The sequence below is a fragment of the Campylobacter fetus subsp. fetus genome, assembly GCF_900475935.1.
GTDB lineage: Bacteria > Campylobacterota > Campylobacteria > Campylobacterales > Campylobacteraceae > Campylobacter > Campylobacter fetus.
The window spans coordinates 763736-787799 of sequence record NZ_LS483431.1; the positions used below are offsets into that span (position 1 = coordinate 763736).

Sequence of the window (24064 nt, forward strand, 5' to 3'; positions counted from 1 at the left end):
TAGTTATTATAAGATAATTTTTTTAAATTTGGCTTTTTAAGATAAATTATGATATGTTTTACAATTACTATTATATATTTATGGTTATTTAGGTTGGCAATTTTGATCTTTATTATTATTTTTTATATATGCAACATTTATAGATAATTCAATAAAAATTGATGAAAATATATTTTATAAAATAAAGGATAATTAGTAAATTTAAAATTGATGTCTAGAGTTAAAGGAATTTTTTAGCGTATTTAATAATCATCTTCAAGCAGATATGCCAATTAATAAAATTTATATCTTTTTTCAGATATAAATACGCGTATCGAATATAATTACATTAACAGTTCAAATAGATATTTTATGTTATTTTAATGTATTGAAATTTTTATAAAATAACGATATAATCGTTGTTTGTGTCACTTGTCTTGTTTTTAACAATTTTTTCACAAAATTTGATTAAAATTATAAAAAATATCTTAAGGATAATAATGAAAAAATGGATAGCAGCTGCAGCTGTTTTGGTGGCTATTTTTGGTTTTTGGTACTATCAAAATTCCAAAAAACCAGAAAATGAGTATCTAACAACTATAGTAAAAAAAGGAAATTTAACCCAAAGCGTAGAAGCCGTAGGCGAGGTTTTTGCGGAGAATTTAGTAGATGTTGGAGCTCAAGTAAGTGGACAAATAAAAGAACTTTATGTAAAAGTTGGAGATAAAGTTAAAAAAGGCGATAAAATCGCTCAAATAGACTCTATAAAACAGCAAAATACGCTAGATCAACAATTAGCAGCTCTTGAGATACTAAATGCTAAGCTAAAATCAGCTAAAATTTCTTTAAACATAGCTGAAATTCAGTATAATCGTGAACTAAGACTAGCAGAACAAAATGCAACATCTGTTGAAAATTTAGAAAACTATAAAAATACTCTAAGTCTTCAAAACGCAAGTTTAAAAGAGATAGAAGCCCAAATAAAACAGACTCAAATAGAAATAAGTACGGCCAGAACAAATTTAAACTATACGGATATTAGAGCTCCGTTTGATGGAGTTGTAGTTTCTGTGCCAGTAGAGGTCGGACAAACTTTAAATGCGAATCAAACAACTCCGACTTTGGTAAATATAGCCGATCTTAGTAAAATGGAAATTAGAATGCAAATAAGCGAGGGCGACGTACCCAAGATAAGCATAGGCGATAGAGTAGAATACAGCATTCTTTCGGATATAAATAAAAAATATACAGGATCTCTTACATCTATAGATCCCGGTCTTACTACGCTAAGTGATGGAAAATATAAAACCACAAGCTCTAGTTCAGGTTCAAGCTCTAGTTCGGGTAGTTCGGCAGTGTATTATTATGCAAAATTAAAAGTCGATAATTCAAGCGAGTTTTTAAGAATCGGTATGACGACGCAAAATACTATAATAATAAAAGAGATAAAAGATACTCTTTTACTTCCTACGATGGCTATAAAAAGTGATGAAAACGGTAATTTTGTTCTTATAAAAAACGGTGAAGAGATAAAAAAAGTAAGAGTAGAGGTGGGTATTAGTAGCAGTGTTGATACTCAAATTCTAAGCGGGTTAAGCGAGGGAGATGAAGTAGTTACGTCTCAACTTGGCGGCGATGAATTAAAAAAACTTTTAAATACTAGATCACCAAAGATAAGAGTATGATAAAACTAGAAAATATTAAGAAAAGTTTTATAACCGGCGGCGTTAGTAGTGAAGTTTTAAAAGGTATAAATTTAGAGATAAAAAAAGGCGAGTTTGTAGCCATCATAGGTCAATCAGGTAGCGGAAAATCTACGCTTATGAATATCTTAGGCTGTCTTGATACCCCAACTAGCGGAAAATACCTTTTGGACTCTTTGGATATAAGCAAATTTAAAAAAGACGAGCTTTCAAATTTAAGACTTAAAAAATTCGGTTTTATATTTCAGCGTTATAATCTTCTAAGTTCAAATGATACTAAAAGCAATGTTGCGCTTCCTGGAATTTATGCAGGTATGAGTAAAGCCGATAGGATAAATAGAGCAAAAGATATCTTAGTAAAACTTGGATTAGAAACTAAATTTGATACTATGCCAAACCATTTGAGTGGTGGTCAGCAGCAACGCGTTAGTATAGCAAGAGCGCTTATGAATGGCGGGGAGATACTGCTTTGCGATGAGCCGACTGGTGCTCTTGATAGTAGCAGCGGCGTGATGGTTATGCAAATTTTAGATAGTTTGCACAAAGACGGTCATACTATCATCGTAGTTACTCACGATAAAGATATAGCTGCTTGGGCAGATAGGATTATCGAGATAAAAGACGGAAATATCATAAGCGATACTAGAAAAAATAGTCAAATTTATGAACTGAAACAAAATTTAAAAGAGATAAAACCTAATTTAAAAGCTATAAGAGATCAGTTTTTTGAGAGTTTTGTTATGTCGCTCGGCGCTATAAAATCGCATAAATTAAGATCGTTTCTTACCATGCTCGGTATCATCATCGGTATAGCTTCTGTTATTTGTGTTGTAGCTCTTGCTAAAGGTAGTCAGCAAAAAATCCTATCTGATATCAATAATATGGGCACAAATACGATTACTATATTTCCCGGAAAAGGTTTTGGCGATATGCACTCAGGTAGAGTTCGCAGTCTTAGCATCGATGATTCAAATTTATTGGGAAAGCTTGATTTTGTTGATTTTTCAACTCCTAGAATGAACACTAGTGGACTTTTGACCTATGCAAATCAGAGTTTTAGCGGTAGTCTTAGAAGCGGAAGCGAGTACTCTTTGGCGATATCCGGACTTAAGATAGAAAAGGGTAGAGATTTTACAAAAGACGATATTATAAACTCAAGATCAAATATCATAATAGATCAATTTACAAAAGATGCATTTTTTAAAGATGTAGATCCTATCGGAAAAGTAATTTTATTTAACAAACAACCATTTACGATAGTAGGCTTAGTAAAACGAGATGAGACTTCTTTTAGCGGCGATAACTTAACTGTATATGCTCCATATACTACAACTATGAATAAATTAACAGGCGATAGAGATATAAGATCTATTATGTTAAAACTAAAAGATGGAGTAAATGCTCAAGTGGCTGAGCAAAGCATAATCGAAGTTTTGAAAATTAGGCGCGGAAGTAAGGATTTTTTTACTAGAAACTCAGATACTATCAGACAAACCATAGAAAGTACGATGAATACGATGAGTCTTTTGATATCTGGAATCGCGCTTATATCTTTGATGGTCGGCGGAATAGGTGTTATGAATATCATGTTAGTTAGTGTATTTGAGCGTACAAAAGAGATAGGTATAAGAATGGCGATAGGCGCAAAAAGCAAAGATATAATGACTCAATTTTTGATAGAAGCGATACTGCTTTGTGCTATTGGCGGAAGTATAGGAATAGGGCTTGCATATGCGATTGGTTACGGATTTAACGTATTTGGCGGAGATTTTAAGATGATATTTAGCACGGCTTCTATATTTATAGCGCTTGGAGTTTCGAGCTTGATAGGCATAGTTTTTGGCTATATACCTGCTAGAAACGCATCTAAGCTAAATCCTATAGATGCGCTTTTAAGGGAGTAAATTTGAAAAATATAATATTTGTTTTATTTAGCTTGATTTTTGTCGGATGTGCTTCTAAATCTCTGGAGTATAATGTAAAAAACGTAAATTTTTATGAGCCTTCATGGTATAAAGATTTTAATCAAACAGTGCTAAATAATTTAGTAGATTTGAGTTTAAAAAATAGCGAAGATATAAATATCGCTGTTTTAAATTTAGAGATCGCCATGTTAAAAGCAGGGCTTATCAGAGACGATTTTTTCCCGACTCCTTCAGGTAAATTTGGAGCATCGACTAATAAAGATATCAAAACATCTAGCGGTTGGAAAAACGGTTTTTCTAGTGAGTTTGCTCTTAGCTATGAAGTAGATATTTACGGTAAAATTTTTGATAATTACGAAGCTAGAGACTGGGAAGCTAAAGCTAGTCAAAGTACTCTTGAAAATCTGCGTCTAACGATAATAAATAGCGTGACCGATACGTATTTTAATATACTTTATCTAAATGACGCTATAAGAAATTTAAAACAAAACTTAGAGAATTTAAATATGCTTGATAGGCTTGTTTTTACTAAGTATGAATTAGGCAAAGAGGAAATTTTAAGCGTAAGGCAGAGCAGACAAAATATACTTGATCTGCAAAATCAAATTTTATCAAATATCAGAGAGCTAGAAACTAGCTATGAAATCATTAAAAACTTTACTAGAAGCGATATTAAATTTGATGAATTAAGCCTTTCAAACGTCCAAAATAGCGACATAAGCCTTGATATAGATTTTGCGATATTAAAAAATAGACCAGATATAAATGAGGCTATTTCAAATTTAAACGCTAGTTTTTACGACTATAAAGTTAGTGAAAAAAATCTCTATCCGAGTGTTAGCATAGGTGCTAGTTTAAGTGATAGTGACTCAAAATTTAGTGATAGTTTTGGATTTAATATTTTAGGCGGTACTTTAAATATCAATTTACCTTTTCTTGATTATTCACGGTTAAAAAAGCAGATAAATATATCTGAAGCGCAGTTTAAAAAAAATGTTTTAACATATGAAAAAACTCTTTCAAATGCTGTAAATGAGGTGATAAAATATGTAAATTATTATGAGGGCGATAAACAAAGATATGAAAATATGCAAAATATCAAAAAAGAACGCGAAATGATAGTAGCGATCTATGAAAGTAAATACAGCGAGGGCAAAGCTGAGTTAAAAGATCTTTTGGAGGCCAAAAACTCTCTTATTAGCGTACAAAATATGCTTTTAAATCAAAAATATCGTCTTTTAAATGATGAGTTGAGTTATTATAAAGCTATAGCAAAATAGATGAATTTATTTCAAACCAAAATGCAGATTGCTACTGTGATTGGCCTTTGCATTTTGATTTTTGGAGTAAATTTAATGCTTGAGTATTTTAAATTTGAGAGTTTTAGAGATGCTAAATATTCGTTTATAAATGCAAAAATTATTCAAAATTATGAAAAACAGGGAAAAAATAACAGTTATTTTATTTTAAAGCTCAAATCTAACGAGTTTACGTTTTATACAAGAACAAAAAACAAGATCGATTTTACAGATGCAAGAGTCGGCGTAATCAGTAAAAATCTTAAATTTAAAGAGTATTTAAAGAATAGTTTTTTCTTACCTAATTTTAAGATCGAACCTCAAAAAAGCAGTCTAAGCTTCACGGATAATGTTCAAAATAGCATAGAAAATCAGCATGAAAATCCTAAATTAAAAGAGCTTTACAGCGCTCTTTATCTTGCTTCACCTATAAATAAAGATCTAAGAGCGAACGTGACAAATTGGGGTATAGCTCATATTATAGCTATTAGCGGATTTCATCTTAGTCTTATATTTGCTTTTATATTTTTTATCGTAAAGCCGGTTGTTATACCACTGCAAAGTAGATATTTTCCATATGTAAATATAAATTTTCATCTAAGTATTTTTATATTTATTTTAATGGGATTTTATCTTTATATTTTGGATTTTACTCCTAGTTTTTTGCGTTCATATATAATGGGGGTTTTTGGATTTTTACTTCTTAGCAGAGGACTAAGTATATTTAAATTTGGAAATTTGTGTTTGACTATTTTGATTGCTGTTGCTTTTAGTCCGAAACTTCTGTTTTCGATCGGATTTTATTTTTCTTGTTTAGGTGTATTTTTTATATTTTTATATATCCATCATTTTGGAGATAAAAACGATCTAAAAAGTAGACTCAAGATAGCCTTGCATACTTTATATTTGGAGATTTTCGTATTTGGTGCGATGAATATTCCGGTGTATTATTTTTTTACTTCGGCAAGTTTGTACCAATTAAGCGTTATACCTTTGGCTTATGTTTTTGTTGTTTTTTATCCTCTTAGTATAATTCTTCATTTTTTTAATCTCGGAGGAATTTTCGATTTGCAAATGCTTGCTTTTTTAGAATTTGCTAATAAACAAAGTGATATTTTCATACCGTTTTGGATATTTGTATTTTTTAATTTTTTACTAATTCCTGCTATTAAATTTAAAAGTATAGCCATATTTTTATCTGCTGGAGGTATGGTTTTATTTATCTTTTCATTGATATTTTAATTTGTATTAAATTTGAGGCTTCAATCCGTTAAATATAAATATATTTAATCCGTTTTTATAGCAGTACTCTAAATTTAGATTGTGACTTTTTAATATATTATCTACGATATAAAGACCAAGACCAAAGCTTTTTTTAGCGTTTGAACCTTGCGTAAATGGCTCTATATAATAGTTAAGCTCTTGTTCAAGTTTGTCGCCTTTGGTTATAAATTTGATATTTTTATTTGTAATAGTTATATTTATATGTTTATCGTCTGAATACTTTATACCGTTATCTATCATATTTTTAAAAGCGATAGATAATAGTTTAAAATCACCGTTTATGCTCACATCGTCTATGGCATTTATCGTGATTAATGATTTTTCCGCCATTGCTATATCTGCGGCTTCATCTATGATATCTACTATTTTATATAGTTTTGAGTTTTCTATAGCTATTCCAGATGTTACTCTTTCTAATGCTGCAAATTCGTTTATAAGACTTTCTAGGCGTTCAAATACGTTTATAAGCCTCTCTTGATTTTTAGTTTTTTCTATCATTTCGGCTGTTATCCTGCCTTTTGTGATAGGTGTTTTTAATTCGTGCATAATGTTTCTTAAAAATAACTGGCGCGATTGATTTAAAGATTTTATCTGCATTACTGCATTATAAAATGCATCTGCGACTTCAGATATTTCGTCATTTCCTGTACTTACGTTTTTTATATTTAGATTTCCACTTGCAAATTTATCTATTTGACGCTTTAATTTTCTTAAAGGTTTTATTTTTCTTATTATAAATATATATGTTATAAGAAGTATAAAAAATACAAGCCCAAAAATTACTTTGATAATATCATATCTATAGGGTTGATAATTATTATCTTGCAGTAACAAAGTAGTGTCTTTATGAACTATTTTTAGATAATTTCTCTTTTTAAAAAATAAAATAGCGCTTGATCCTATATCTGCAGATATCTCTTCTAGTATGCTAGCATTTGTTAGTATTTCGCTTTTTAGTTTTTGATTTTTTATCTCAGGCATCTCAAAATTTTGTATCTGGCTTTTGTACTCGTTCTCATCTATAAGTTCGCTCATATAAAGTAAAGTAGCTCTTGCAACGACTGAGTATTTTGTGTTTAGCTCTCTTGTATAATTTTGTTTATCATAATCCATCAACCATAAAAACGCAAGAAAAATGCTAGTCGTAGCTATAGCAAAAATTAGAGTTATCGTATAAAAAATCGATGAAAATTTCATTGTTCTAGTTTGTAGCCAACGCCGCGTATAGCGTGAATGTATTTTGGCTCTTTTGGATTTTCGCCAAGCTTTACTCTTATACGTCCTATGATAACATCTATGCTTTTGTTTGTACTATCCTCGTTTATAGAGTCGCAGTTATAAATAAGCTCTTCTCTACTTATAGCTCCTCCTTCTTTTTTAATTAAGTATTTTAGTATATCGTATTCGGCGACTGTGAGATTTAAAGGCGTTCCTTTTAGTGTTATAATATGTTTAAAATCATCACAAATTAGATCTTTTTTTGCCTTATTTTCTTCTCTTTGTTTGATATTTTGTCTTCTTAAATGGCTTTTTATTCTAACTAGCAGTTCTTGAGGATTATATGGTTTTGGAAGATAGTCGTCTGCTCCAAACTCAAAAGCATTTACTTTATCGCTTAGATCGTGTCTTGCACTTGAAATAATAATAGGAATATCGTTTTTCTTTCTTATCTCTTTGCATACTTCAAGTCCATCGATACCGGGCAAAGTAAGATCTAAAATAACTAGATCAAATTTACTTGTATTTAGTGTGGAAAGTCCTAAATACGGATCTTCGCAAGTAGTGATACGTACGTCAAATTGTTCTAAATACTCTGTTAAAATTTCAGCAAGCTCTAAATCGTCTTCGATCATTAAAATATTTATCATGCAAAGCCTTTTAAATTTGATTTTATTATAACTAAGAAAGATTAAATATATTTTTAAATACAGCCGGCGTTTGACCGGCTTTTATATTATTTTAGTACTAATCCCATTAATACGCCGCTTCTGTTTATCCAAATGATAGGTTTTTTGTTTTGAGCTTTGCTTGATTTTATCTCTTTTGTGAAATCATCTACGTTATATATTATTTTTTCATTCACTTGAACGATTATATCTCCTGCTTCAAAGCCTGCATTTGCAGCATTTGAATCATCTTTAACATTTGTAATTATGATTCCTTTTATATCTTTTGGAATTTGGAATTTATATCTTATTTCATCGCTTAAATTTTGTAAACTAAGTCCGTCTGTTAAGTACGCATCTTTTGGATCTATATAGCCTGAGTCCATATTTGCTAGTTTTAATGTTGTATCTTTTATCTGATTTGATCTTTCAAACGTTATTTTTATCTCTTTGTTCGGTTCTAATGATCCTATGAGATTTTTTAGATCATTTGCGTTTTTTATCGTTTGATTTCCAACTTTTATTATAAGGTCTCCTCTTTTAAGACCTGCTATGTCGGCTGGTTTATCTTTTTCTACGTTTGTTACTAAAGCACCTTCTTTGTTTGTATAAATTTCTTTTTGATCATCGGTTAAATTTGATATCATAACGCCTATATATCCGCGTGTGATTTTTCCATCTGAGATTAGTTTTTGCGCTATTGTTTTTACCATATTCGATGGAATAGCAAACCCAATGCCGTTATTTCCGCCGCTTCTGCTAAGAATGGCAGAGTTTATACCGACTAATGCTCCTCTGCTATCTACCAGCGCTCCACCGCTATTTCCCGGATTTATGCTAGCGTCTGTTTGTATGAAATCTTCATATTGGTTTAATCCTATATTATCTTTATTCAACCCTGAAATAATTCCACTTGTTATACTTCCGCCTACACCAAATGGATTTCCTATAGCAAATACAAGGTCTCCTTCAAGAAGTTTTGAACTATCGGCAAAACTTATAGCTTGAAAGTTTTTAGCATCTATTTTTATAATAGCAAGATCTGTTTTTGGATCTATGCCGACTACTTTTGCTTTATACTCTTTTGAATTATCAAGCAATGTTACTATGATCTCATCGCTATCTTCGACTACATGATAGTTTGTGACTATATATCCATCGTTTGAGATGATTACTCCGGATCCTAAAGACGTTGCTTTTTGACTTCTTTCTTTTGGAGTTTTGAAGTTAAATCCAAAAAATTCTTTAAAAAACGGATCGTCCATTAGACTATTTAGATTGTTTTTTACTTTTATAGTTTTCGATGTTGATATATTTACTACAGATTTTTTAGCTTTTTCTATAGAGCTGTGATATGATAAAACAGTATTTGCATCTGCACTTGGATTTACTCTTGCGTAGTTGTTATTTGCATCACTAAATTTAACATCTGCGCCAAATAGACTTGCGGCTGTTATTATAGAAATAATCGTTAGTTTATTCATAGTTGTTCCTTTTTTAAATTTTGTAATGCAAATTATATTACTTAGCGATAAATGTAAGTTTAATATATTTTTAGTTTGTATAGTTTTTTTAAATTTAATAACAACTAGAATTTGAAAATGAAAATGTTTGAAATTAACTTAAAGTTGATTGACATAAGCTCAAGTATTGTGCTATAATTCATATAAAATAACATAAGTGAGGTAGTATTATGAGTAATAGCTTATACGAAACTCTTGGAGTAGATAAAAACGCAACTAGCGATGAGATAAAAAAGGCGTATAGAAAATTAGCAAGAAAATATCATCCCGATATAAATAAAGAAGCCGGAGCAGAAGAGAAATTTAAAGAGATAAACGCAGCCTATGAGATACTAAGTGACGATGAGAAACGTGCTCAGTACGATACTCACGGCGATAGTATGTTTGGCGGTCAAAGTTTTCATGATTTTGCAAGTTCCCAAAACGGAGCCGATATCAATGATATTTTAAGAAATATTTTTGGCGGTGGATTTGGCGGTTTTAGTAGTCGAAGTAGTTTTAGCAGTAGGGATTTTGGAGGTTTTAATGGATTTGGAAGCGGATTTGAGCAGAATTTAGATATAAACTCAAAAATAACCATTCCTTTTAACGTAGCTATAAACGGCGGAGAATATAGTATCAACATAAACGGACAGAGCGTCAAGATAAAAATACCTGCTGGCATAAATAGTGGCGAAAAGCTACGCATAAGAGGAAAAGGAAAGAGTTCAAACGGAGCAAAAGGGGACGTTTTGTTAAGTGTTGAAGTTTCTGAGGATTCTAAATTTAAAAGAGAAGGCGATGATCTTTATATGCCTATAGATATTCCACTTAAAATTGCGCTTTTTGGTGGAAAAATTAGTGTTGATACATTTAAAAAAAGTGTTAATATAAAAATAGCTCCAAATACAAAAAACGGTCAAAAAATAAGACTTAAAGGTTATGGCGTACAAAATAGAAAAAGTGGTATTTTTGGAGATATGTATCTTAGTGTAAATGTAGTCTTGCCCGATGTTAGCTCTATGGATAAAGAGCTAGTTAAGGTACTTGAAGAGAAGCTTTAAGGAGTAAAATTATGAAAAGTTATGATGAGCCGGTTTATTTAATTAGCGTTGTTGCTAAAGTTCTTAGTATACATCCTCAAACTCTACGTCAGTATGAGAGAGAAGGTTTAGTAGAACCTTCTCGTACGGGCGGAAAAATGAGACTTTATAGTGAAAAAGATCTTGATAGAATAAAGATGATTTTAAGATTGACTAGAGATTTGGGTGTAAATTTAGCCGGAGTCGATGTGATATTAAGACTGAAAACTCAGATTGAGGAGTATGAAAATATCATAGACGAATTGAGATTAAATTTAGAAAAGATAAATAGCAGCGATACAAAACGATCTTTAGTAAAGAGAAAAAATAGCTTTGATTTGATATTTTTGAATGATGAAAAGTAATTAAAATGGACAATTTTTTAGAGCTGTTTTTAGCAGCTACTGCATTTGCTATAGTGCTTAACGTATTTTTTAAAAGGTATGAAATTCCTACTATTATAGGATATATTGTAACTGGCATATTTATATCAAAAACTTTCGGACTTACTTACAATACCGATCTTACTCATATAGCCGAGTTTGGCATTGTATTTTTGATGTTTACGATAGGACTGGAGTTTAGTTTTAAGCATCTTTTGACTATGAAAAAAGAGGTGTTTTTAAATGGAATAATTCAGGTTTTTGTAACTGGAATTATATTTTCCATGATCGCTCAATACGCTTTTGATATAGGACAACAAACATCGCTTATAATAGGCTTTGCTCTATCTTTGAGTTCAACAGCTATTGTATTAAAAACATTAAACGATAACGGAGATATAAGTCAAGTTTATGGAAGAAAAGCTCTTGGAATACTTCTTTTTCAAGATATCGCCGTTATCCCGTTGCTTCTTATGATAGATATATTTAGTTCAAAAACAACTTCTGTAAGCGATCTTGTGACGACGACTCTAACAAGTGCGATTATACTTCTATTTTTGTTGTATTTTATAGGAAAGTATCTGTTTAACTGGATGCTTTATTTAGTTATCAAGACAAATTCACAAGAGATATTTATAACGACTATTTTATTTAGCGTGGTTGGAGCTAGTTTTTTGGCGCATTATTTTGGTTTTAGCTACTCTTTAGGAGCTTTTATAGCCGGTATGCTTATAGCAGAAACTCAGTACAAACATCAGATAGAAGCTGATCTTATACCTTTTCGAGATCTGCTTTTAGGGTTATTTTTTATAACTGTAGGAATGCAGATAAACTTTGAGATAATATTTGAAAATTTATTAATGATAATAGTGATTTTGGTCGATGTTATGGTGATCAAAATAGCTGTTGTATATGCACTTTTAGCAACTTATCTTAAAAAAAGAGTAGCCATAAAAACAGCTCTTAGTATATGTCAGATTGGCGAGTTCGCTTTAGCTATTTTTGCTCTTTTAAACGTAAATAATATGTTAAATTCAGAAACTTCTCAAATTTTAACCGCGGTTGTAATTATATCTATGGTAGCTACTCCGTTTATCTTAAAAAACATCGGACATTTAGCCGACAGACTAGAAGAAGAGAGCGAAATACCTGAGTTTGAAAAGCTAAAAGTACAAGATTTAAGCGATCATTTTATAGTTTGCGGCTATGGAAGACTCGGTCAAGAAGTTGTAAATAGACTGAAAGCTCAAGGATTGTTATATCTTGTTATAGAGAGTGATATAAGCTTGGTTCAGCTTGGAAGAAGCCGCGGAGAAAATGTATTTTTTGGTAATGCAACTCAAAAAATTACACTAGAAAAAGCATCTATAAAAACATGTGCGGCTATAATTTTAACTGTGAGCAATGAACAAAAGTTAGAGATGATAGCAAACTCTATAAAAGATCTTGATTATCCTGTCAATACCGTTATTAGATTTACGGGGACCGAAGAGAAGCAATTATATGCTGATTTTGGAGAGAATTTCCACCTTATAAAAGAAGAAAGAGCAGTTGCTAGAGTGCTTATACATGAAGCTTTACAGTGTAAAATAGATAGAAATATATAATAAAGGATTAACTTGGATCAGACATTAATACTTTTTGGAATGTTGTTTTTATTTAGCGTTATATTTAGTAAAATTTCCGATAAATATGGTATTCCTGCGCTTTTAATGTTTCTTGGTATCGGTATGCTTGCTGGGAGCGATGGTATAATCGGACTAGAGTTTGATAATGCAAAGATAGCAGAAGATGTAGGAACGATAGCTCTTGTTTATATTCTTTTTGCGGGTGGATTTAATACTAGTTATAAATCCATAAAACCGATTTTTAAAACAGGTTTTATACTAGCTACTTTAGGAGTCGTTATTTCAGCAGGGATTACTGGATTATTTGCTTATTATATAATGCAATTTTCCATTTTAGAATCTTTACTTTTCGGTGCTATAATAAGTTCAACTGATGCAGCTGCTGTATTTTCTATAATGCGTTCTACTAAATTTAAAAATAATCTATCTTCGCTTTTAGAGTTTGAAAGCGGAAGCAATGATCCTATGGCGATATTTTTAACTATTACGATTTTAAGCCTCATAACAGCTGCTAGCATACCAGATAAATTTATTTTAGGTTTAGGGCTTTTGCTTGAATTTGTTTTGGGCGGAGTTATGGGATATCTATTTGGCGTTATGATACCAAGTCTTATTAATAGAATAAAACTCGGCTACTGGGGATTGTATCCGGTTTTACTTATATCTTTGATAGCTATTTTGTTTGGATTAACGGAAAATATCGGCGGAAATGGCTTTATAGCTGTTTATACGGCTGGAATTTTTGCAAATAAAAAGGAGTTTTTATATAAGAAAAATTTGATTGGATTTTTTGATGGTATTGCATGGATGATGCAGATATTCGTATTTTTAACTTTGGGACTTTTGGTGTTTCCAAGTGAGCTTCCAAATGTAGCTTTTATAAGCATTATAATGGCTTTTGTGGTTATGTTTATCGCTAGACCCATTAGTGTGTTTATCTCAACTATTTTTTCAAAATATACTACAAAAGAGAAGCTTTTCATATCATGGGTCGGTCTTAGAGGCGTCGTGCCGATCATACTTGCTACATATCCTCTATCGTCAAATACTCCAAATGCTCAGCTGATATTTAATGTGATATTTTTTATGGTTTTAATATCGGTTTTAACTCAAGGAACTACTTTGAATAAGAGCGCAAAGATTTTTGGTGTCATAGAAACTCCAAAAATTATCGCATCAAATTTTCCAAATACTCCAATTTCACATAATGATTTAAAACAATACACAATAGGAAAAAATTCAAAAATCATAGGAAAGAACTTATCTGAATTAGAACTTCCAGATGACTTTTTAATACTTTTAGCTAAGCGAAACTCAGAGTATGTAAAAGTAGGCGGATCTTTTGAATTTATGGAGAACGATATGCTTTTGATATTATGCAATAATGAAATTAGATATCAAAAAGTACTAAAAATTTATGATTTTTAACCTTATTTTAAGTAAATTTATTTGATAATAAAAACTAATTTTTAAAATAAGGAGACAAAATGAAAAAACCTATGTTAATAATTAGTGCGGCTGCGCTTCTTGCAAATTTAGCTTTTGCGCTTGAGATAGATACAAATTTAGCTAAGATTGATATAACTGCATTTAAAACAGCCAATAAAACAGCCGTTCCTTCTACTTTTAACGATGTAAAATTTAGTTTTCCAAAAAGTAGTGGAAGCGTATCTGAGATACTTACTGGAGCTACTGCAAGTATAGATTTAAACAGTATTGATACTTTCAAAAATCCAATAAGAGATAAAAATATAAAAGAGAAATTTTTCTCTCATTTAGCATCTCAAAATGTTGAATCTAAAATCACCTCAGTAAGCGGCGATGATAATGTAGGCGAAGTTAAAATGAGTGTTAAATTTAATAATGTAGAAAAAGAAATTCCTATGAAATACGAGGTTAAAGATTCTAAACTTATAGCATCTGGAGAGATCGATTTTAATAGCGATTTCAACGCAAAAGACGCATTTGAGAAGTTTAGTACCGATAAAATTATAGCCGGTTTGCACTCTAAAAAAACATGGCCAAATATAATCGTAGGATTTGAAGTTCCGGTTAAATAACATCATATCGGCATTTAATTAGTAATAAAGTTTGAATGCTGTAATATTCCGAATTTAAAATAAAGGCTTATTATGGAATTCGAACTTTGGCACTATGCGCTACTCTTTTTTGTAGCATGTTTTAGCGGTTTTGTGGATGCCATAGCTGGAGGTGGAGGGCTAATCACTATACCGATTCTCATATCAGTAGGCATCCCAGAACATATAGCTTTAGCTACCAATAAACTCCAATCTAGCTTCGGAAGTTTCACTGCTACTTTAAATTTTAGTTTAAAAGGTTATATAAATTATAAAGATATTTGGATAGGAGTTGTTTTTACTTTTATAGGTGCTGTTTTAGGCACGATTTGCGTATTAGTCATAGATCCGAAAATTCTTAGTTATCTTATACCTATATTTTTGATTTTAATATTTTTATATACTATTTTTAGTCCAAAGATCGGCGAGAAAGATAGAGCTGCAAAGCTAAGCCCTAAGGTTTTTTATATAACTTTTGGCTTGATGCTTGGATTTTATGATGGATTTTTTGGACCCGGAGCCGGATCTTTTTGGATGTTTGCTATGGTTGCGCTGCTTGGAATTCATATGAAAAAAGCAGTCGCTCATACAAAAGCTCTAAATTTTACCTCAAATATAGTATCTTTGGGAGTTTTTATAGCCGGCGGACAGATTCTTTGGATGCTTGGTATAATCATGGGATTTGGTCAAATTATAGGTGCATATTTTGGATCAAAAATGGTTATTAAAAAAGAGGTTAAATTTATAAAAATAGTATTTTTAGTAGTTGTAGCTTGTACTATTTTAAAGCTAATTTATGATCTTTTTGTAAAACAGCTTTTAACTTGAATTTAATATAAATTTAGCTATAATCGCAAGAAAATTTTAAATAAGGTTGTTTAATGAAGGAACTATTTCTCTTTTCAGATATGATTATGCATAGCCATACTTTTAACTATCTTTTTCATCTTATTTTAGTCGCTATTATCGTTCTTATAGTAGCAAAACTTGCTACAAGGTCTATGCAGCTTGTCCCTAGAGGATCGCAAAATCTTTTGGAGGCTTATTTGGAAGGTATAGTATCAATGGGACGCGACGTAATGGGTAGTGATGAATTAGCTAGGAAGTATCTTCCGCTTGTTGCTACAATAGGTCTGATTGTTCTTACTAGTAACGTGATTGGTATTATTCCGGGATTCGAGGCTCCTAGTTCTAGTTTAAATTTAACCTTATGTCTGGCTCTTAGCGTATTTTTGTATTATAATTTTGAAGGTATCAGAACTCAAGGAATTATAAAATATTTTGCTCACTTTATGGGACCAAATAAAATTTTAGCTCCGCTTATGTTTCCTATAGAGATAGTTTCTCATCTTTCACGCATTGTTTCATTGTCATTTCGTCTTTTTGGAAATATCAAGGGCGATGATCTATTTTTAATGGTTGTACTTAGCCTTGCTCCATGGGTGGCTCCGCTTCCTGCATTCGCTCTTCTTACTTTTATGGCACTTCTTCAAACATTTATTTTTATGATTTTAACTTATGTTTATTTAGCAGGCGCTGTTGTTGTTAGTGAGGAGCATTAAGGATTTGATATCTTTTATTAGATATTTTTTACATTTTCTACTTGGAGCGTCTTGGGCTATAGCGGTTCTTGGTGCTCTTTATTCATTTTTTAATTTTCATCATATAGGTTATATTTTATCTTTATTTTACGGAGGGCTTTTTGGTATTATTTTAGCTCTGTTTTTTTATATTTTGATAGCATTATTTGAAGCAAATGTTAAGTTACGCAATAACAGATCCTAAATTATATTCAAATTTAAAAGATAGTTTTTTTAAATTTGAAAGACTTCAAACAGCTGATTTTATACTTTTTAGAGATAAAATTTGTAGCGATTATGTTAAAAAAGCTGAAATTTTTATGAGTTTAAAACCGAATTTCAAGGCTAAATTTATAATACACAACGATCTAAATTTAGCATTAAATTTAAAAGCCGACGGTATCCATTTTAGCTCAAATTTGATAGCGAATTTAAAAAATACTCCACAAAGTTTAATTAAATTCGCTAGTACACACAATGAAAAAGAGATAGAAGACGCTATAAAATTAGGCGCTGATTTTATAACTTTTAGCCCCATATTTTCGACCCCAAACAAAGGTGAACCAGTCGGCATAGAGACCCTAAAAAAAATCGTTTTAAATTCATCCGTTAAAGTATTTGGGCTTGGTGGTATAACTACTAAAAAGCATATAAAAATGGTGGAACTAGCAAAAGCCGCCGGATTTGCATCTATCAGATATTTTGCTAATTAAAAATTCAATAAATTTATGCTAAAATCACACAAATATAGATAATAAAAAGGTAATTTTATGTTCGAGACCGTTATAGGATTAGAAGTCCATTGTCAGCTAAATACCAAAACAAAGATATTTTGCAGTTGTAGCACTAGTTTTGGCGATGAACCAAACACTCACGTATGCCCGACTTGTCTAGCACTTCCTGGAGCACTTCCGGTGTTAAATAAAGAAGCCGTAAAGAAAGCCATTAGCTTTGGTAAAGCCATAAATGCGACCGTAAATAAAAAAAGTGTCTTTGATAGAAAAAACTATTTTTATCCCGATCTTCCAAAAGCGTATCAAATTTCACAATTTACCATTCCTATCGTTGAAAAAGGTGAGCTTTTCATAAAAGTAGGCGGTGAAATAAAAAGAATAGGCATAACAAGAGCTCATCTTGAAGAAGACGCCGGTAAAAATAATCATGAAACAAACAAAAGTTTAGTAGATCTAAACCGTGCAGGAACTCCGCTTCTTGAGATAGTAAGCGAACCAGATCTTAGAAATAGCGATGAAGCAGTGGCGTATCTCAAAAAACTTCATAGTATACTTAGGTTTTTAAATATCAGCGACGCAAATATGCAAGAAGGCTCATTTCGTTGTGATGTAAATGTCAGCATACGTCCAAAAGGCGATGAAAAACTTTATACTAGAGTCGAGATAAAAAACCTAAATTCGTTTAAATTTATCCAAAAAGCCATAGAATACGAAGTAGAGCGCCAAATACTGTCTTGGGAAGATGGCAAATATGATGAAGAAGTTTATCAAGAAACAAGGCTTTTTGATACAAATAAGCTTGTTACAAAGTCGATGAGAAGTAAAGAAGATAGCGCCGAGTATCGTTATTTCCCAGATCCGGACCTGCTTCCTGTCATAATACCTGATGAGATGATGGAAGAAGCCAGTGTGTTGCCTGAACTTCCAGATGAAAAAAAGGCAAGATATGTAAAAGATCTTGGCATAAAAGAGAGTGATGCCGAAGTCATCATAAGTAGTTATGAGATGGCGAGATATTTTGAAGATCTTATAGAAGCAAAAAACTCACCGAAACTTGCCGTTACTTGGCTTTGTGTGGAGCTTTTAGGGCGTCTTAAAAACGGTGTTACGATAGAAACAAGTCCTGTTGATAGTAAAAAACTTTCAAATTTAATAAGTCGCATAGAAGACGGAACTATCAGTCAAAAAGCCGCAAAAGACGTGCTTGATTATGTTATGGAGCACGATGAAGATGTTAGTAGCGTTATAGAAAAACTCGGTCTTAAACAAGTCAGCGATGATTCGGCGATTTTGGCTATCATTGATAGCGTTTTATCTGCAAATAGCGATAAAGTAGCTGAGTTTAAAAGCGGAAAAGACAAGCTTTTTGGATTTTTCGTAGGTCAAGTTATGAAAGAAGGAAAAGGTGCATTTAACCCAAGCAAGGTAAATGACTTGTTAAAATCAAAACTTTAAGAGTCGTAAATATGAAAATAGCAGTGATAGGAGCCGGTAAGTGGGGACAGGCACTTTTTTTTGCTCTTAAGCAAAAAAATAATTGTGTTATAAGTTCTCGTACAAAAAGAGATTTGGAAGATTTTGTAAATTTAAAAGATGCTTTAGAATGCGAATATATCGTTTTTAGTATAGCTACGCAAAGTATTAAAGAGTTTTTAAATTTAAACTTTATTGATAAAAATCAAAAAATATTAGTTGCTTCAAAAGGTATAGAAACTAGTAGTTCTAAATTTATAGATGAGATATTTTGCGAATTTACCAGTTTTGAAAATTTAGCATTTTTAAGCGGTCCTAGCTTTGCTAGTGAAGTAACACAGAAATTGCCGTGTGCTTTGGTTATCAGTAGTCATAACGAAAATTTGGCAAAAATTTGGGCGGGCGCATTTCCAAATTTTATCAAAACATATATAAGCAGCGACGTTATAGGTAGTGAAATTTGCGGAGCTTATAAAAATGTTATCGCGATCGCAAGTGGAATTTGTGATGGTTTAATGCTTGGGAATAATGCAAGAGCAAGCTTGATATCGCGCGGACTTGTCGAGATGAGCCGTTTTGGCGAGTATTTCGGTGCTAAAAATGAGACATTTTTGGGGCTTAGTGGAGCCGGAGATCTATTTTTAACAGCTTCTAGTGTACTTTCAAGAAATTATAGAGTAGGGCTTGGACTTGCAAAAGGAATGCCTATTCATGAAATTTTAAAAGAGCTTGGAGAGGTTGCAGAGGGCGTACCTACAGCCTATGCTATCACAAGAATCGCAAATGAAAAGTCGATTTATACGCCGATCGCAGCTGAAGTTTGTGCTATGCTAAATGGAAAAAATGTTAAAGAATCACTCAAGGATTTATTAAAAAGAAAATGAAAAAATTAATTATATTTTTTGCTAGCGTTTATTTGTTGTTTGGTGCTTCAAATGATGAAGCAGAGCTTAAAAAGATGATAGGTCAAATGATTATGATAGGATTTAGCCACTCAAGCGCAAATGATAGTTGGACTGATCAACTTGTACTTGATGCAGGTTTTGGTCGTATAGGCGGAGTTATGCTTCTTGCTAGAAATATCAGCACAAAAGACGAGCTTATCAAACTTACGAAAAAATTATCTTCATCAAAATCAAAACACAAGCTTCTCATTGCTATCGACGAGGAGGGCGGAAAAGTCAGTAGATTTATAAATAAAGACGGCTTTAAGCATTTTCCATCGGCCTACGAAGTCGGTAGCAAGATGAATTTAAATAAAGCCGGTATCATATACAAAGATATGGCAGATCAGTTAAAAAACCTTGGAATCAATATGAACTTTGCTCCCGTCGTCGATGTTTATAATCCAAACTCATCTATAATAGGACAAAAAAATAGAGCATTCAGTAAAAATCCTGATGAAGTTATAGCATATAGTAGCGAGTTTATAAAATCATTTGACAAGGCAAACATAAAAACTGTGCTAAAACATTTTCCTGGCCATGGAAATGCTATCAAAGATACTCATAAAGAAAAAACAGTTGTGGATAACTACGATTTTGATGAATTAAAGCCGTATTTTGAGTTGATAAAACGAGGTCAAGCAAGTTTCATCATGGTAGCTCACGTGTATATACCAAATTTAGATGATAAAAATCCGGCGGTTTTGTCAAAACATATAGTAAGCGATATCTTGAAAAATCGTTTTAAATTTAAAGGTGCAGTTATGAGCGACGATCTTCTTATGAAAGGTCTTGGCGAGCTTAGCATAGAACAAAAAGTCGTAAGAGCGATAAACGCCGGAGTGGATATAGTTTTGGTTAGTGAGTATTTTTTAAATAATTCAAACTCTATAAAAATAATAAATGACGCGATATTAAATGCGGTAAATAGCGGCAAGATAAGCAAAGAGCGTATAAAGGACGCCTATACAAGGATACTTAGATCAAAAGAAGGTTTATGAGCTGAATTTATCAAATTCAGCTTTTAAATCGTCTTTTATTTTTTGGCTTACATTTTCTGCATCTTTTAAATTTGAAATAACAAAATCGTCTATTTTGCTTAAAAAATTAAAAAGTTTTTCTTCCCAAACTGCTTTATCTTTTGTGTTTGTATTCATAGTTTGTAAAAAAACGAGTTCTTTGCTAAAATTGCTTAACATCTCTAAACAAGTATCTTTACTAGCACTATCATTTATATTTCCATCGGTTACTAACTCTCTAAGCCATGAGATTTTTTCATCTATGGCATTACAAAAGCTATCATAATATGATAAATTTGGATTTAACTCATCTTTTTCTATCTTTTTTGTTAGTTTGTTGATTTGTGAATTTAAAATAGCTGCGATTATCATCACCACAATGGCTATTAATATAATATCTTGTTCACCCATTTTTTCTCCATAATCCACTGATACCAGCTATTACTAAGCTAATCCAGATCAAAATAAAACTGATAAGCTTGTAGCTATCAAGAGTCTCATTATACACAAAAATAGCAATCAAAAGGCTTAAACTAGGGCTTATATACTGCAAAAATCCTATTGTAGATAGTTTTAGGTATTTTGTTGATGCGTTGAAGGTTAATAGAGGTATTATGGTAACAAATCCGCTTAAAAATAGTAATAATCCATTTAGTTCAAATCCAAATTTACTATTTGAGTTTAATCCAAGATATGAAATATACGCTATAGCTATCGGCACTAAAAGAAGCGTTTCTATAAAAAGCCCTTCAAAAGTCGGAATGCTTACTTTCTTGCGAATAAGTCCGTATAATGCAAAAGACAATGGCAATATAAGAGATATAAAAGGCAAGCTTCCAAGTGCGTAAATTTGAATGCATATAGCAAAAAATACGATTAAAATAGATATTTTTAACGTTGTACTTAGTTTTTCTTTTAAAATTATCGCTCCAAGAAGTATGGAAAAAAGAGGATTTATAAAATATCCAAGACTTGTTGCTAAGATTTGATTTTGATTTACTGCATATATGAAAATTCCCCAATTTGAAGCTATCAAAATTCCGGTTATAAATAGAGTCAAAGCGACTTTTTTTATCTTTAGAAGTCGTTTTACATTAATGATTTTATTTCTAAATTTAAGTAAAATAAAAAGTATGATTGCAGACCAGATTATGCGGTGAGCTAATATTTCTATCGCTCCTACTGAATCTATAAATTTAAAAAATATAGGAAATACGCCCCACATCGCAAAGGTGCTGATACCTAAAATCAACCCCTTTTTATCGTTTATGCTCACTTTTAGCCTTATTAATTAGCGCTTAGATTTCCTAAAAACCTAAGTATCCTAGGATTTTTTTGATTCTCAAAGAACTCTTTTGGATTTTCTATAGTGATTATTTCACCGCCTTCTAGAAACATTATTTTATTTGCTACATCTTTTGCAAAGTTTAGTTCATGAGTTACTAATACCATGGTTTGTTTCTCTTTTGCAAGCAGTTTTAAAGTATTTAATACCTCTCCAACAAGCTCTTTATCTAGTGCGCTGGTCGGTTCATCAAGAAGCAAAATATCCGGATTTAAGGCGACTGCTCTTGCTATAGCTACTCTTTGTTGTTGACCTCCGCTTAGTGAGCTTGGGTATAAATTTATTTTATCGCTAAGTCCAACTTTTTTAATAATTTCAAGAGCTATGTGCTCAGCTTCGTCTCTATGTATTTTTTGTACGACAATGAGTCCTTCGGTGACATTTTCAAGAGCTGTTTTATGCGGAAAAAGATTATAAGACTGAAATACCATACCCATTTTTCTTCTAAGTTTTAATATATCTTTTTTATCGATATGCTCACTAAAATCAAGATTTAAAGATCCATCGCAAAAGCTTAAAGTACCATTATTAGGCATCTCTAAGTAATTAAGACACCTAAGAAGAGTAGTTTTTCCGCTTCCACTCGGTCCTATAATGGCTAAAATATCTCCCGTATCTACATGAAAACTAATATCTTTTAAGATATGATTATTTTTTATAAATTTATTTAAATTTTTAATGTCTAGCATATTTCCACCTATAAATGTTTGCTGAATTTAATCTCAAGTTTTGTTTGTAAATAGCCTAAAAATATGCATATGACCCAATATATTAATGCGGCTTCTGAATAAGTAAGTAAAAACTCATAATTTTGAGAAGCTATAGTTTGAGCCTCTCTAAATAACTCAGCTACGAGCACTACTGATGCTAAAGAGCTGTCTTTTACAAGGCTAATAAATGTATTTGAGAGTGTTGGCAAAGCTATTTTAAATGCTTGCGGAGCTATTATTTTTGTAAATGTATCAAAGTTGTTCATACCTATGCTCCAACCAGCTTCCCACTGTCCTTTTGGAACTGCTAAAATGCTAGCTCTTATAGTTTCACTAGAGTATGCACCAATATTTAAGCTAAAAGCTATAATTGAGCTTATAAACGGATTTAAAGTTATACCTATATTCGGTAGTCCATAAAATATGATGAAAAGTTGTACGAGAAGAGGAGTTCCTCTTATTATTGATATATAAAATGCACAGATATATTTTAAAATAGTTGTGAGTAAATTTTTACTTGAATCGATTCTTATAAGGGCTACCATGATACCGATGCTAATACCTAAGATAAAGGATATTAGGCTAAGAGGAATGGTGTATTGCACCGCTCCTCTTATCATAGGTAAGAATGATTCTATATAACTATTCACTTACGTCAATCCCAAAATATTTTTCAGATATTTTTTTGAGAGTTCCGTCTTTTTTCATTGTATCAAGAGCAATATTTATTTTGTCTCTAGCATCTGTTAACTCTTTTTTAAATAAAAACACGCTTTTAGTTCCTTCACCTGTGGTAAATGCTATTTTTACATTTGCATCGTTTGTGGTTTTTAAGTAGTTTAAGATAGCAAGTTTATCGTTCATAGTGCCATCTGCTCTACCTTGACTAACAGCTTTTATGGCAGGTGCAAGATTATCTACTAAAACGATATTTGCTCCATTGGCAACTGCTGTATCATAGTATGCGCTACCTATGGCTTGCGCTATTTTAGTACCGTTTATATCTTTTAAGCTTTTTATAGTATCGTTATTCGCTCTTACTGCTATTGCCGCAGATGTCACTATATAAGGATTGCTAAGAGTATAAAGTTCAGCTCTTTTTGGATTGTTATCGCTTATTTGATTTGCTATCATATCGAAACGATTTGAATTCAGTCCAGAAAATATAGCATCCCAGTTGGTTTCATAAAATTCCGGTTTAAATCCGGCTCTTTTAGCTGCTTCTTCTATAACTTCTACATCATATCCTACTAGTTTACCACTGTTATCGTGATAAGTAAATGGACTATATGTTCCTTCTGTGCCTATCCTTAATACCGGTGCATCGTTTTTATCGCTATTTGCACTGCTGCAACCTATAAAAATCAATGCCGCGAACATAAGGCTAAGTATTTTTTTCATTTTTTATCCTTTTATTATATTTTTGTTATACTATCCAAAATAAATAAATATGTCAAGTTATCATATATATGTTTTAAACTACTATATATCAGTAATAAAAATAAATAAAA

23 protein-coding genes are annotated in these 24064 nt (G+C 31.7%); 15 read left to right on the forward strand and 8 right to left on the reverse strand.

Going from position 1 to position 24064, the window contains the following annotated elements; all coding sequences use genetic code 11:
- Nucleotides 1-479: 479 nt before the first annotated feature.
- Genes DQN38_RS03745 through DQN38_RS03760 form a run of 4 tightly spaced genes read left to right on the forward strand, consistent with a single transcriptional unit; the run spans nt 480 to nt 6147 of the window.
- Nucleotides 480-1664 carry an efflux RND transporter periplasmic adaptor subunit gene (locus tag DQN38_RS03745; RefSeq protein WP_081303786.1) on the forward strand — a complete coding sequence of 395 codons (1185 nt, stop codon included), beginning with the start codon at nt 480-482 and terminating at the stop codon, nt 1662-1664.
- Entirely contained in the window at nt 1661-3586 is a 1926-nt protein-coding gene (locus DQN38_RS03750) for a MacB family efflux pump subunit (RefSeq protein ID WP_038453279.1), read from the forward strand. Before DQN38_RS03745 ends, DQN38_RS03750 begins: the two co-directional genes overlap by 4 nt.
- 2 nt (nt 3587-3588) lie before the next feature.
- Entirely contained in the window at nt 3589-4887 is a 1299-nt protein-coding gene (locus DQN38_RS03755) for a TolC family protein (protein ID WP_002849185.1), read from the forward strand.
- A complete protein-coding gene (locus tag DQN38_RS03760; RefSeq protein ID WP_065844168.1) occupies nt 4888-6147 on the forward strand; it encodes a ComEC/Rec2 family competence protein in 1260 nt (419 codons plus the stop codon).
- Between the two features lie 6 nt (nt 6148-6153).
- Here the strand turns inward: DQN38_RS03760 and DQN38_RS03765 are convergent, their stop codons facing one another.
- The 3 genes from DQN38_RS03765 to DQN38_RS03775 all read right to left on the reverse strand — a co-directional run bounded on the left by DQN38_RS03765 (nt 6154) and on the right by DQN38_RS03775 (nt 9559).
- Nucleotides 6154-7386, reverse strand: coding sequence for an ArsS family sensor histidine kinase (locus DQN38_RS03765; RefSeq protein WP_065844167.1), 1233 nt, complete (start codon nt 7384-7386; stop codon nt 6154-6156).
- Entirely contained in the window at nt 7383-8057 is a 675-nt protein-coding gene (locus tag DQN38_RS03770) for a response regulator transcription factor (RefSeq protein ID WP_002849193.1), read from the reverse strand. Before DQN38_RS03770 ends, DQN38_RS03765 begins: the two co-directional genes overlap by 4 nt.
- Nucleotides 8058-8143: 86 nt before the next feature.
- A complete protein-coding gene (locus tag DQN38_RS03775) occupies nt 8144-9559 on the reverse strand; it encodes a Do family serine endopeptidase (protein WP_002849195.1) in 1416 nt (471 codons plus the stop codon).
- Nucleotides 9560-9768: 209 nt separating this feature from the next.
- Between DQN38_RS03775 and DQN38_RS03780 the strand changes: the two genes are divergently transcribed.
- The 11 genes from DQN38_RS03780 (at nt 9769) to DQN38_RS03835 (ending at nt 20480) form a co-directional block, all read left to right on the forward strand.
- The gene (locus DQN38_RS03780) at nt 9769-10641 is read left to right on the forward strand and encodes a DnaJ family protein (RefSeq protein WP_002849197.1); all 873 of its coding nucleotides are present in this window, start codon (nt 9769-9771) and stop codon (nt 10639-10641) included.
- Between the two features lie 11 nt (nt 10642-10652).
- Complete coding sequence (locus DQN38_RS03785; RefSeq protein WP_002849199.1) at nt 10653-11024, forward strand: heat shock protein transcriptional repressor HspR; 372 nt, start codon at nt 10653-10655, stop codon at nt 11022-11024.
- A gap of 5 nt (nt 11025-11029) precedes the next feature.
- Complete coding sequence (locus tag DQN38_RS03790; RefSeq protein WP_011731946.1) at nt 11030-12649, forward strand: cation:proton antiporter; 1620 nt, start codon at nt 11030-11032, stop codon at nt 12647-12649.
- A gap of 12 nt (nt 12650-12661) precedes the next feature.
- Nucleotides 12662-14098 (forward strand): potassium/proton antiporter, encoded by a 1437-nt coding sequence (locus DQN38_RS03795; protein ID WP_038453288.1) that lies wholly within the window; start codon nt 12662-12664, stop codon nt 14096-14098.
- A 59-nt stretch (nt 14099-14157) separates the two neighbouring features.
- Entirely contained in the window at nt 14158-14730 is a 573-nt protein-coding gene (locus DQN38_RS03800) for a YceI family protein (protein ID WP_011731948.1), read from the forward strand.
- Nucleotides 14731-14802: 72 nt separating this feature from the next.
- Nucleotides 14803-15576, forward strand: a complete 774-nt coding sequence (locus DQN38_RS03805) for a TSUP family transporter (RefSeq protein ID WP_002849209.1) — start codon at nt 14803-14805, stop codon at nt 15574-15576.
- A 53-nt stretch (nt 15577-15629) separates the two neighbouring features.
- Nucleotides 15630-16310 (forward strand): F0F1 ATP synthase subunit A, encoded by a 681-nt coding sequence (locus DQN38_RS03810; RefSeq protein ID WP_002849211.1) that lies wholly within the window; start codon nt 15630-15632, stop codon nt 16308-16310.
- Between the two features lie 194 nt (nt 16311-16504).
- Nucleotides 16505-17041, forward strand: a complete 537-nt coding sequence (locus tag DQN38_RS03820; protein ID WP_010402361.1) for a thiamine phosphate synthase — start codon at nt 16505-16507, stop codon at nt 17039-17041.
- A 57-nt stretch (nt 17042-17098) separates the two neighbouring features.
- Entirely contained in the window at nt 17099-18517 is a 1419-nt protein-coding gene (gene gatB / locus DQN38_RS03825; protein WP_111738185.1) for an Asp-tRNA(Asn)/Glu-tRNA(Gln) amidotransferase subunit GatB, read from the forward strand.
- Between the two features lie 11 nt (nt 18518-18528).
- A complete protein-coding gene (locus DQN38_RS03830; RefSeq protein ID WP_065844042.1) occupies nt 18529-19419 on the forward strand; it encodes an NAD(P)H-dependent glycerol-3-phosphate dehydrogenase in 891 nt (296 codons plus the stop codon).
- Nucleotides 19416-20480: a glycoside hydrolase family 3 N-terminal domain-containing protein gene (locus DQN38_RS03835; RefSeq protein WP_002849217.1), complete on the forward strand. Its 1065-nt coding sequence runs from the start codon at nt 19416-19418 to the stop codon at nt 20478-20480. Before DQN38_RS03830 ends, DQN38_RS03835 begins: the two co-directional genes overlap by 4 nt.
- Here DQN38_RS03835 and DQN38_RS03840 read toward each other — a convergent pair.
- The 5 genes from DQN38_RS03840 to DQN38_RS03860 are packed head-to-tail and all read right to left on the reverse strand — an operon-like array spanning nt 20475 to nt 23954.
- Nucleotides 20475-20909 carry a hypothetical protein gene (locus DQN38_RS03840; RefSeq protein WP_065844041.1) on the reverse strand — a complete coding sequence of 145 codons (435 nt, stop codon included), beginning with the start codon at nt 20907-20909 and terminating at the stop codon, nt 20475-20477. The genes DQN38_RS03835 and DQN38_RS03840 overlap by 6 nt on opposite strands.
- Nucleotides 20902-21774 (reverse strand): EamA family transporter RarD, encoded by an 873-nt coding sequence (rarD, locus tag DQN38_RS03845; RefSeq protein ID WP_002849220.1) that lies wholly within the window; start codon nt 21772-21774, stop codon nt 20902-20904. The genes DQN38_RS03840 and rarD overlap by 8 nt, the downstream gene beginning before the upstream one ends.
- An 11-nt stretch (nt 21775-21785) precedes the next feature.
- Nucleotides 21786-22532, reverse strand: a complete 747-nt coding sequence (locus DQN38_RS03850; RefSeq protein WP_011731951.1) for an amino acid ABC transporter ATP-binding protein — start codon at nt 22530-22532, stop codon at nt 21786-21788.
- Between the two features lie 8 nt (nt 22533-22540).
- On the reverse strand, nt 22541-23203 hold the full coding sequence (locus DQN38_RS03855) for an amino acid ABC transporter permease (protein ID WP_034959632.1): 663 nt from the start codon (nt 23201-23203) through the stop codon (nt 22541-22543).
- Nucleotides 23196-23954 carry a transporter substrate-binding domain-containing protein gene (locus DQN38_RS03860; protein WP_011731953.1) on the reverse strand — a complete coding sequence of 253 codons (759 nt, stop codon included), beginning with the start codon at nt 23952-23954 and terminating at the stop codon, nt 23196-23198. Before DQN38_RS03860 ends, DQN38_RS03855 begins: the two co-directional genes overlap by 8 nt.
- Between the last annotated feature and the right edge of the window lie 110 nt (nt 23955-24064).

Excerpts from the sequence above, each read along its gene's own strand:
- DQN38_RS03835 (WP_002849217.1), top strand. The coding sequence starts at position 19,416 with ATGAAAAAATTAATTATATTTTTTGCTAGCGTTTATTTGTTGTTTGGT.
- DQN38_RS03860 (WP_011731953.1), bottom strand. The coding sequence starts at position 23,954 with ATGAAAAAAATACTTAGCCTTATGTTCGCGGCATTGATTTTTATAGGT.
- DQN38_RS03810 (WP_002849211.1), top strand. The coding sequence starts at position 15,630 with ATGAAGGAACTATTTCTCTTTTCAGATATGATTATGCATAGCCATACT.
- DQN38_RS03785 (WP_002849199.1), top strand. The coding sequence starts at position 10,653 with ATGAAAAGTTATGATGAGCCGGTTTATTTAATTAGCGTTGTTGCTAAA.
- DQN38_RS03760 (WP_065844168.1), top strand. The coding sequence starts at position 4,888 with ATGAATTTATTTCAAACCAAAATGCAGATTGCTACTGTGATTGGCCTT.
- gatB (WP_111738185.1), top strand. The coding sequence starts at position 17,099 with ATGTTCGAGACCGTTATAGGATTAGAAGTCCATTGTCAGCTAAATACC.
- DQN38_RS03745 (WP_081303786.1), top strand. The coding sequence starts at position 480 with ATGAAAAAATGGATAGCAGCTGCAGCTGTTTTGGTGGCTATTTTTGGT.
- DQN38_RS03830 (WP_065844042.1), top strand. The coding sequence starts at position 18,529 with ATGAAAATAGCAGTGATAGGAGCCGGTAAGTGGGGACAGGCACTTTTT.
- DQN38_RS03800 (WP_011731948.1), top strand. The coding sequence starts at position 14,158 with ATGAAAAAACCTATGTTAATAATTAGTGCGGCTGCGCTTCTTGCAAAT.
- DQN38_RS03750 (WP_038453279.1), top strand. The coding sequence starts at position 1,661 with ATGATAAAACTAGAAAATATTAAGAAAAGTTTTATAACCGGCGGCGTT.
- DQN38_RS03820 (WP_010402361.1), top strand. The coding sequence starts at position 16,505 with ATGTTAAGTTACGCAATAACAGATCCTAAATTATATTCAAATTTAAAA.
- DQN38_RS03780 (WP_002849197.1), top strand. The coding sequence starts at position 9,769 with ATGAGTAATAGCTTATACGAAACTCTTGGAGTAGATAAAAACGCAACT.
- DQN38_RS03805 (WP_002849209.1), top strand. The coding sequence starts at position 14,803 with ATGGAATTCGAACTTTGGCACTATGCGCTACTCTTTTTTGTAGCATGT.
- DQN38_RS03850 (WP_011731951.1), bottom strand. The coding sequence starts at position 22,532 with ATGCTAGACATTAAAAATTTAAATAAATTTATAAAAAATAATCATATC.
- DQN38_RS03775 (WP_002849195.1), bottom strand. The coding sequence starts at position 9,559 with ATGAATAAACTAACGATTATTTCTATAATAACAGCCGCAAGTCTATTT.
- DQN38_RS03840 (WP_065844041.1), bottom strand. The coding sequence starts at position 20,909 with ATGGGTGAACAAGATATTATATTAATAGCCATTGTGGTGATGATAATC.
- DQN38_RS03790 (WP_011731946.1), top strand. The coding sequence starts at position 11,030 with ATGGACAATTTTTTAGAGCTGTTTTTAGCAGCTACTGCATTTGCTATA.
- DQN38_RS03765 (WP_065844167.1), bottom strand. The coding sequence starts at position 7,386 with ATGAAATTTTCATCGATTTTTTATACGATAACTCTAATTTTTGCTATA.
- DQN38_RS03770 (WP_002849193.1), bottom strand. The coding sequence starts at position 8,057 with ATGATAAATATTTTAATGATCGAAGACGATTTAGAGCTTGCTGAAATT.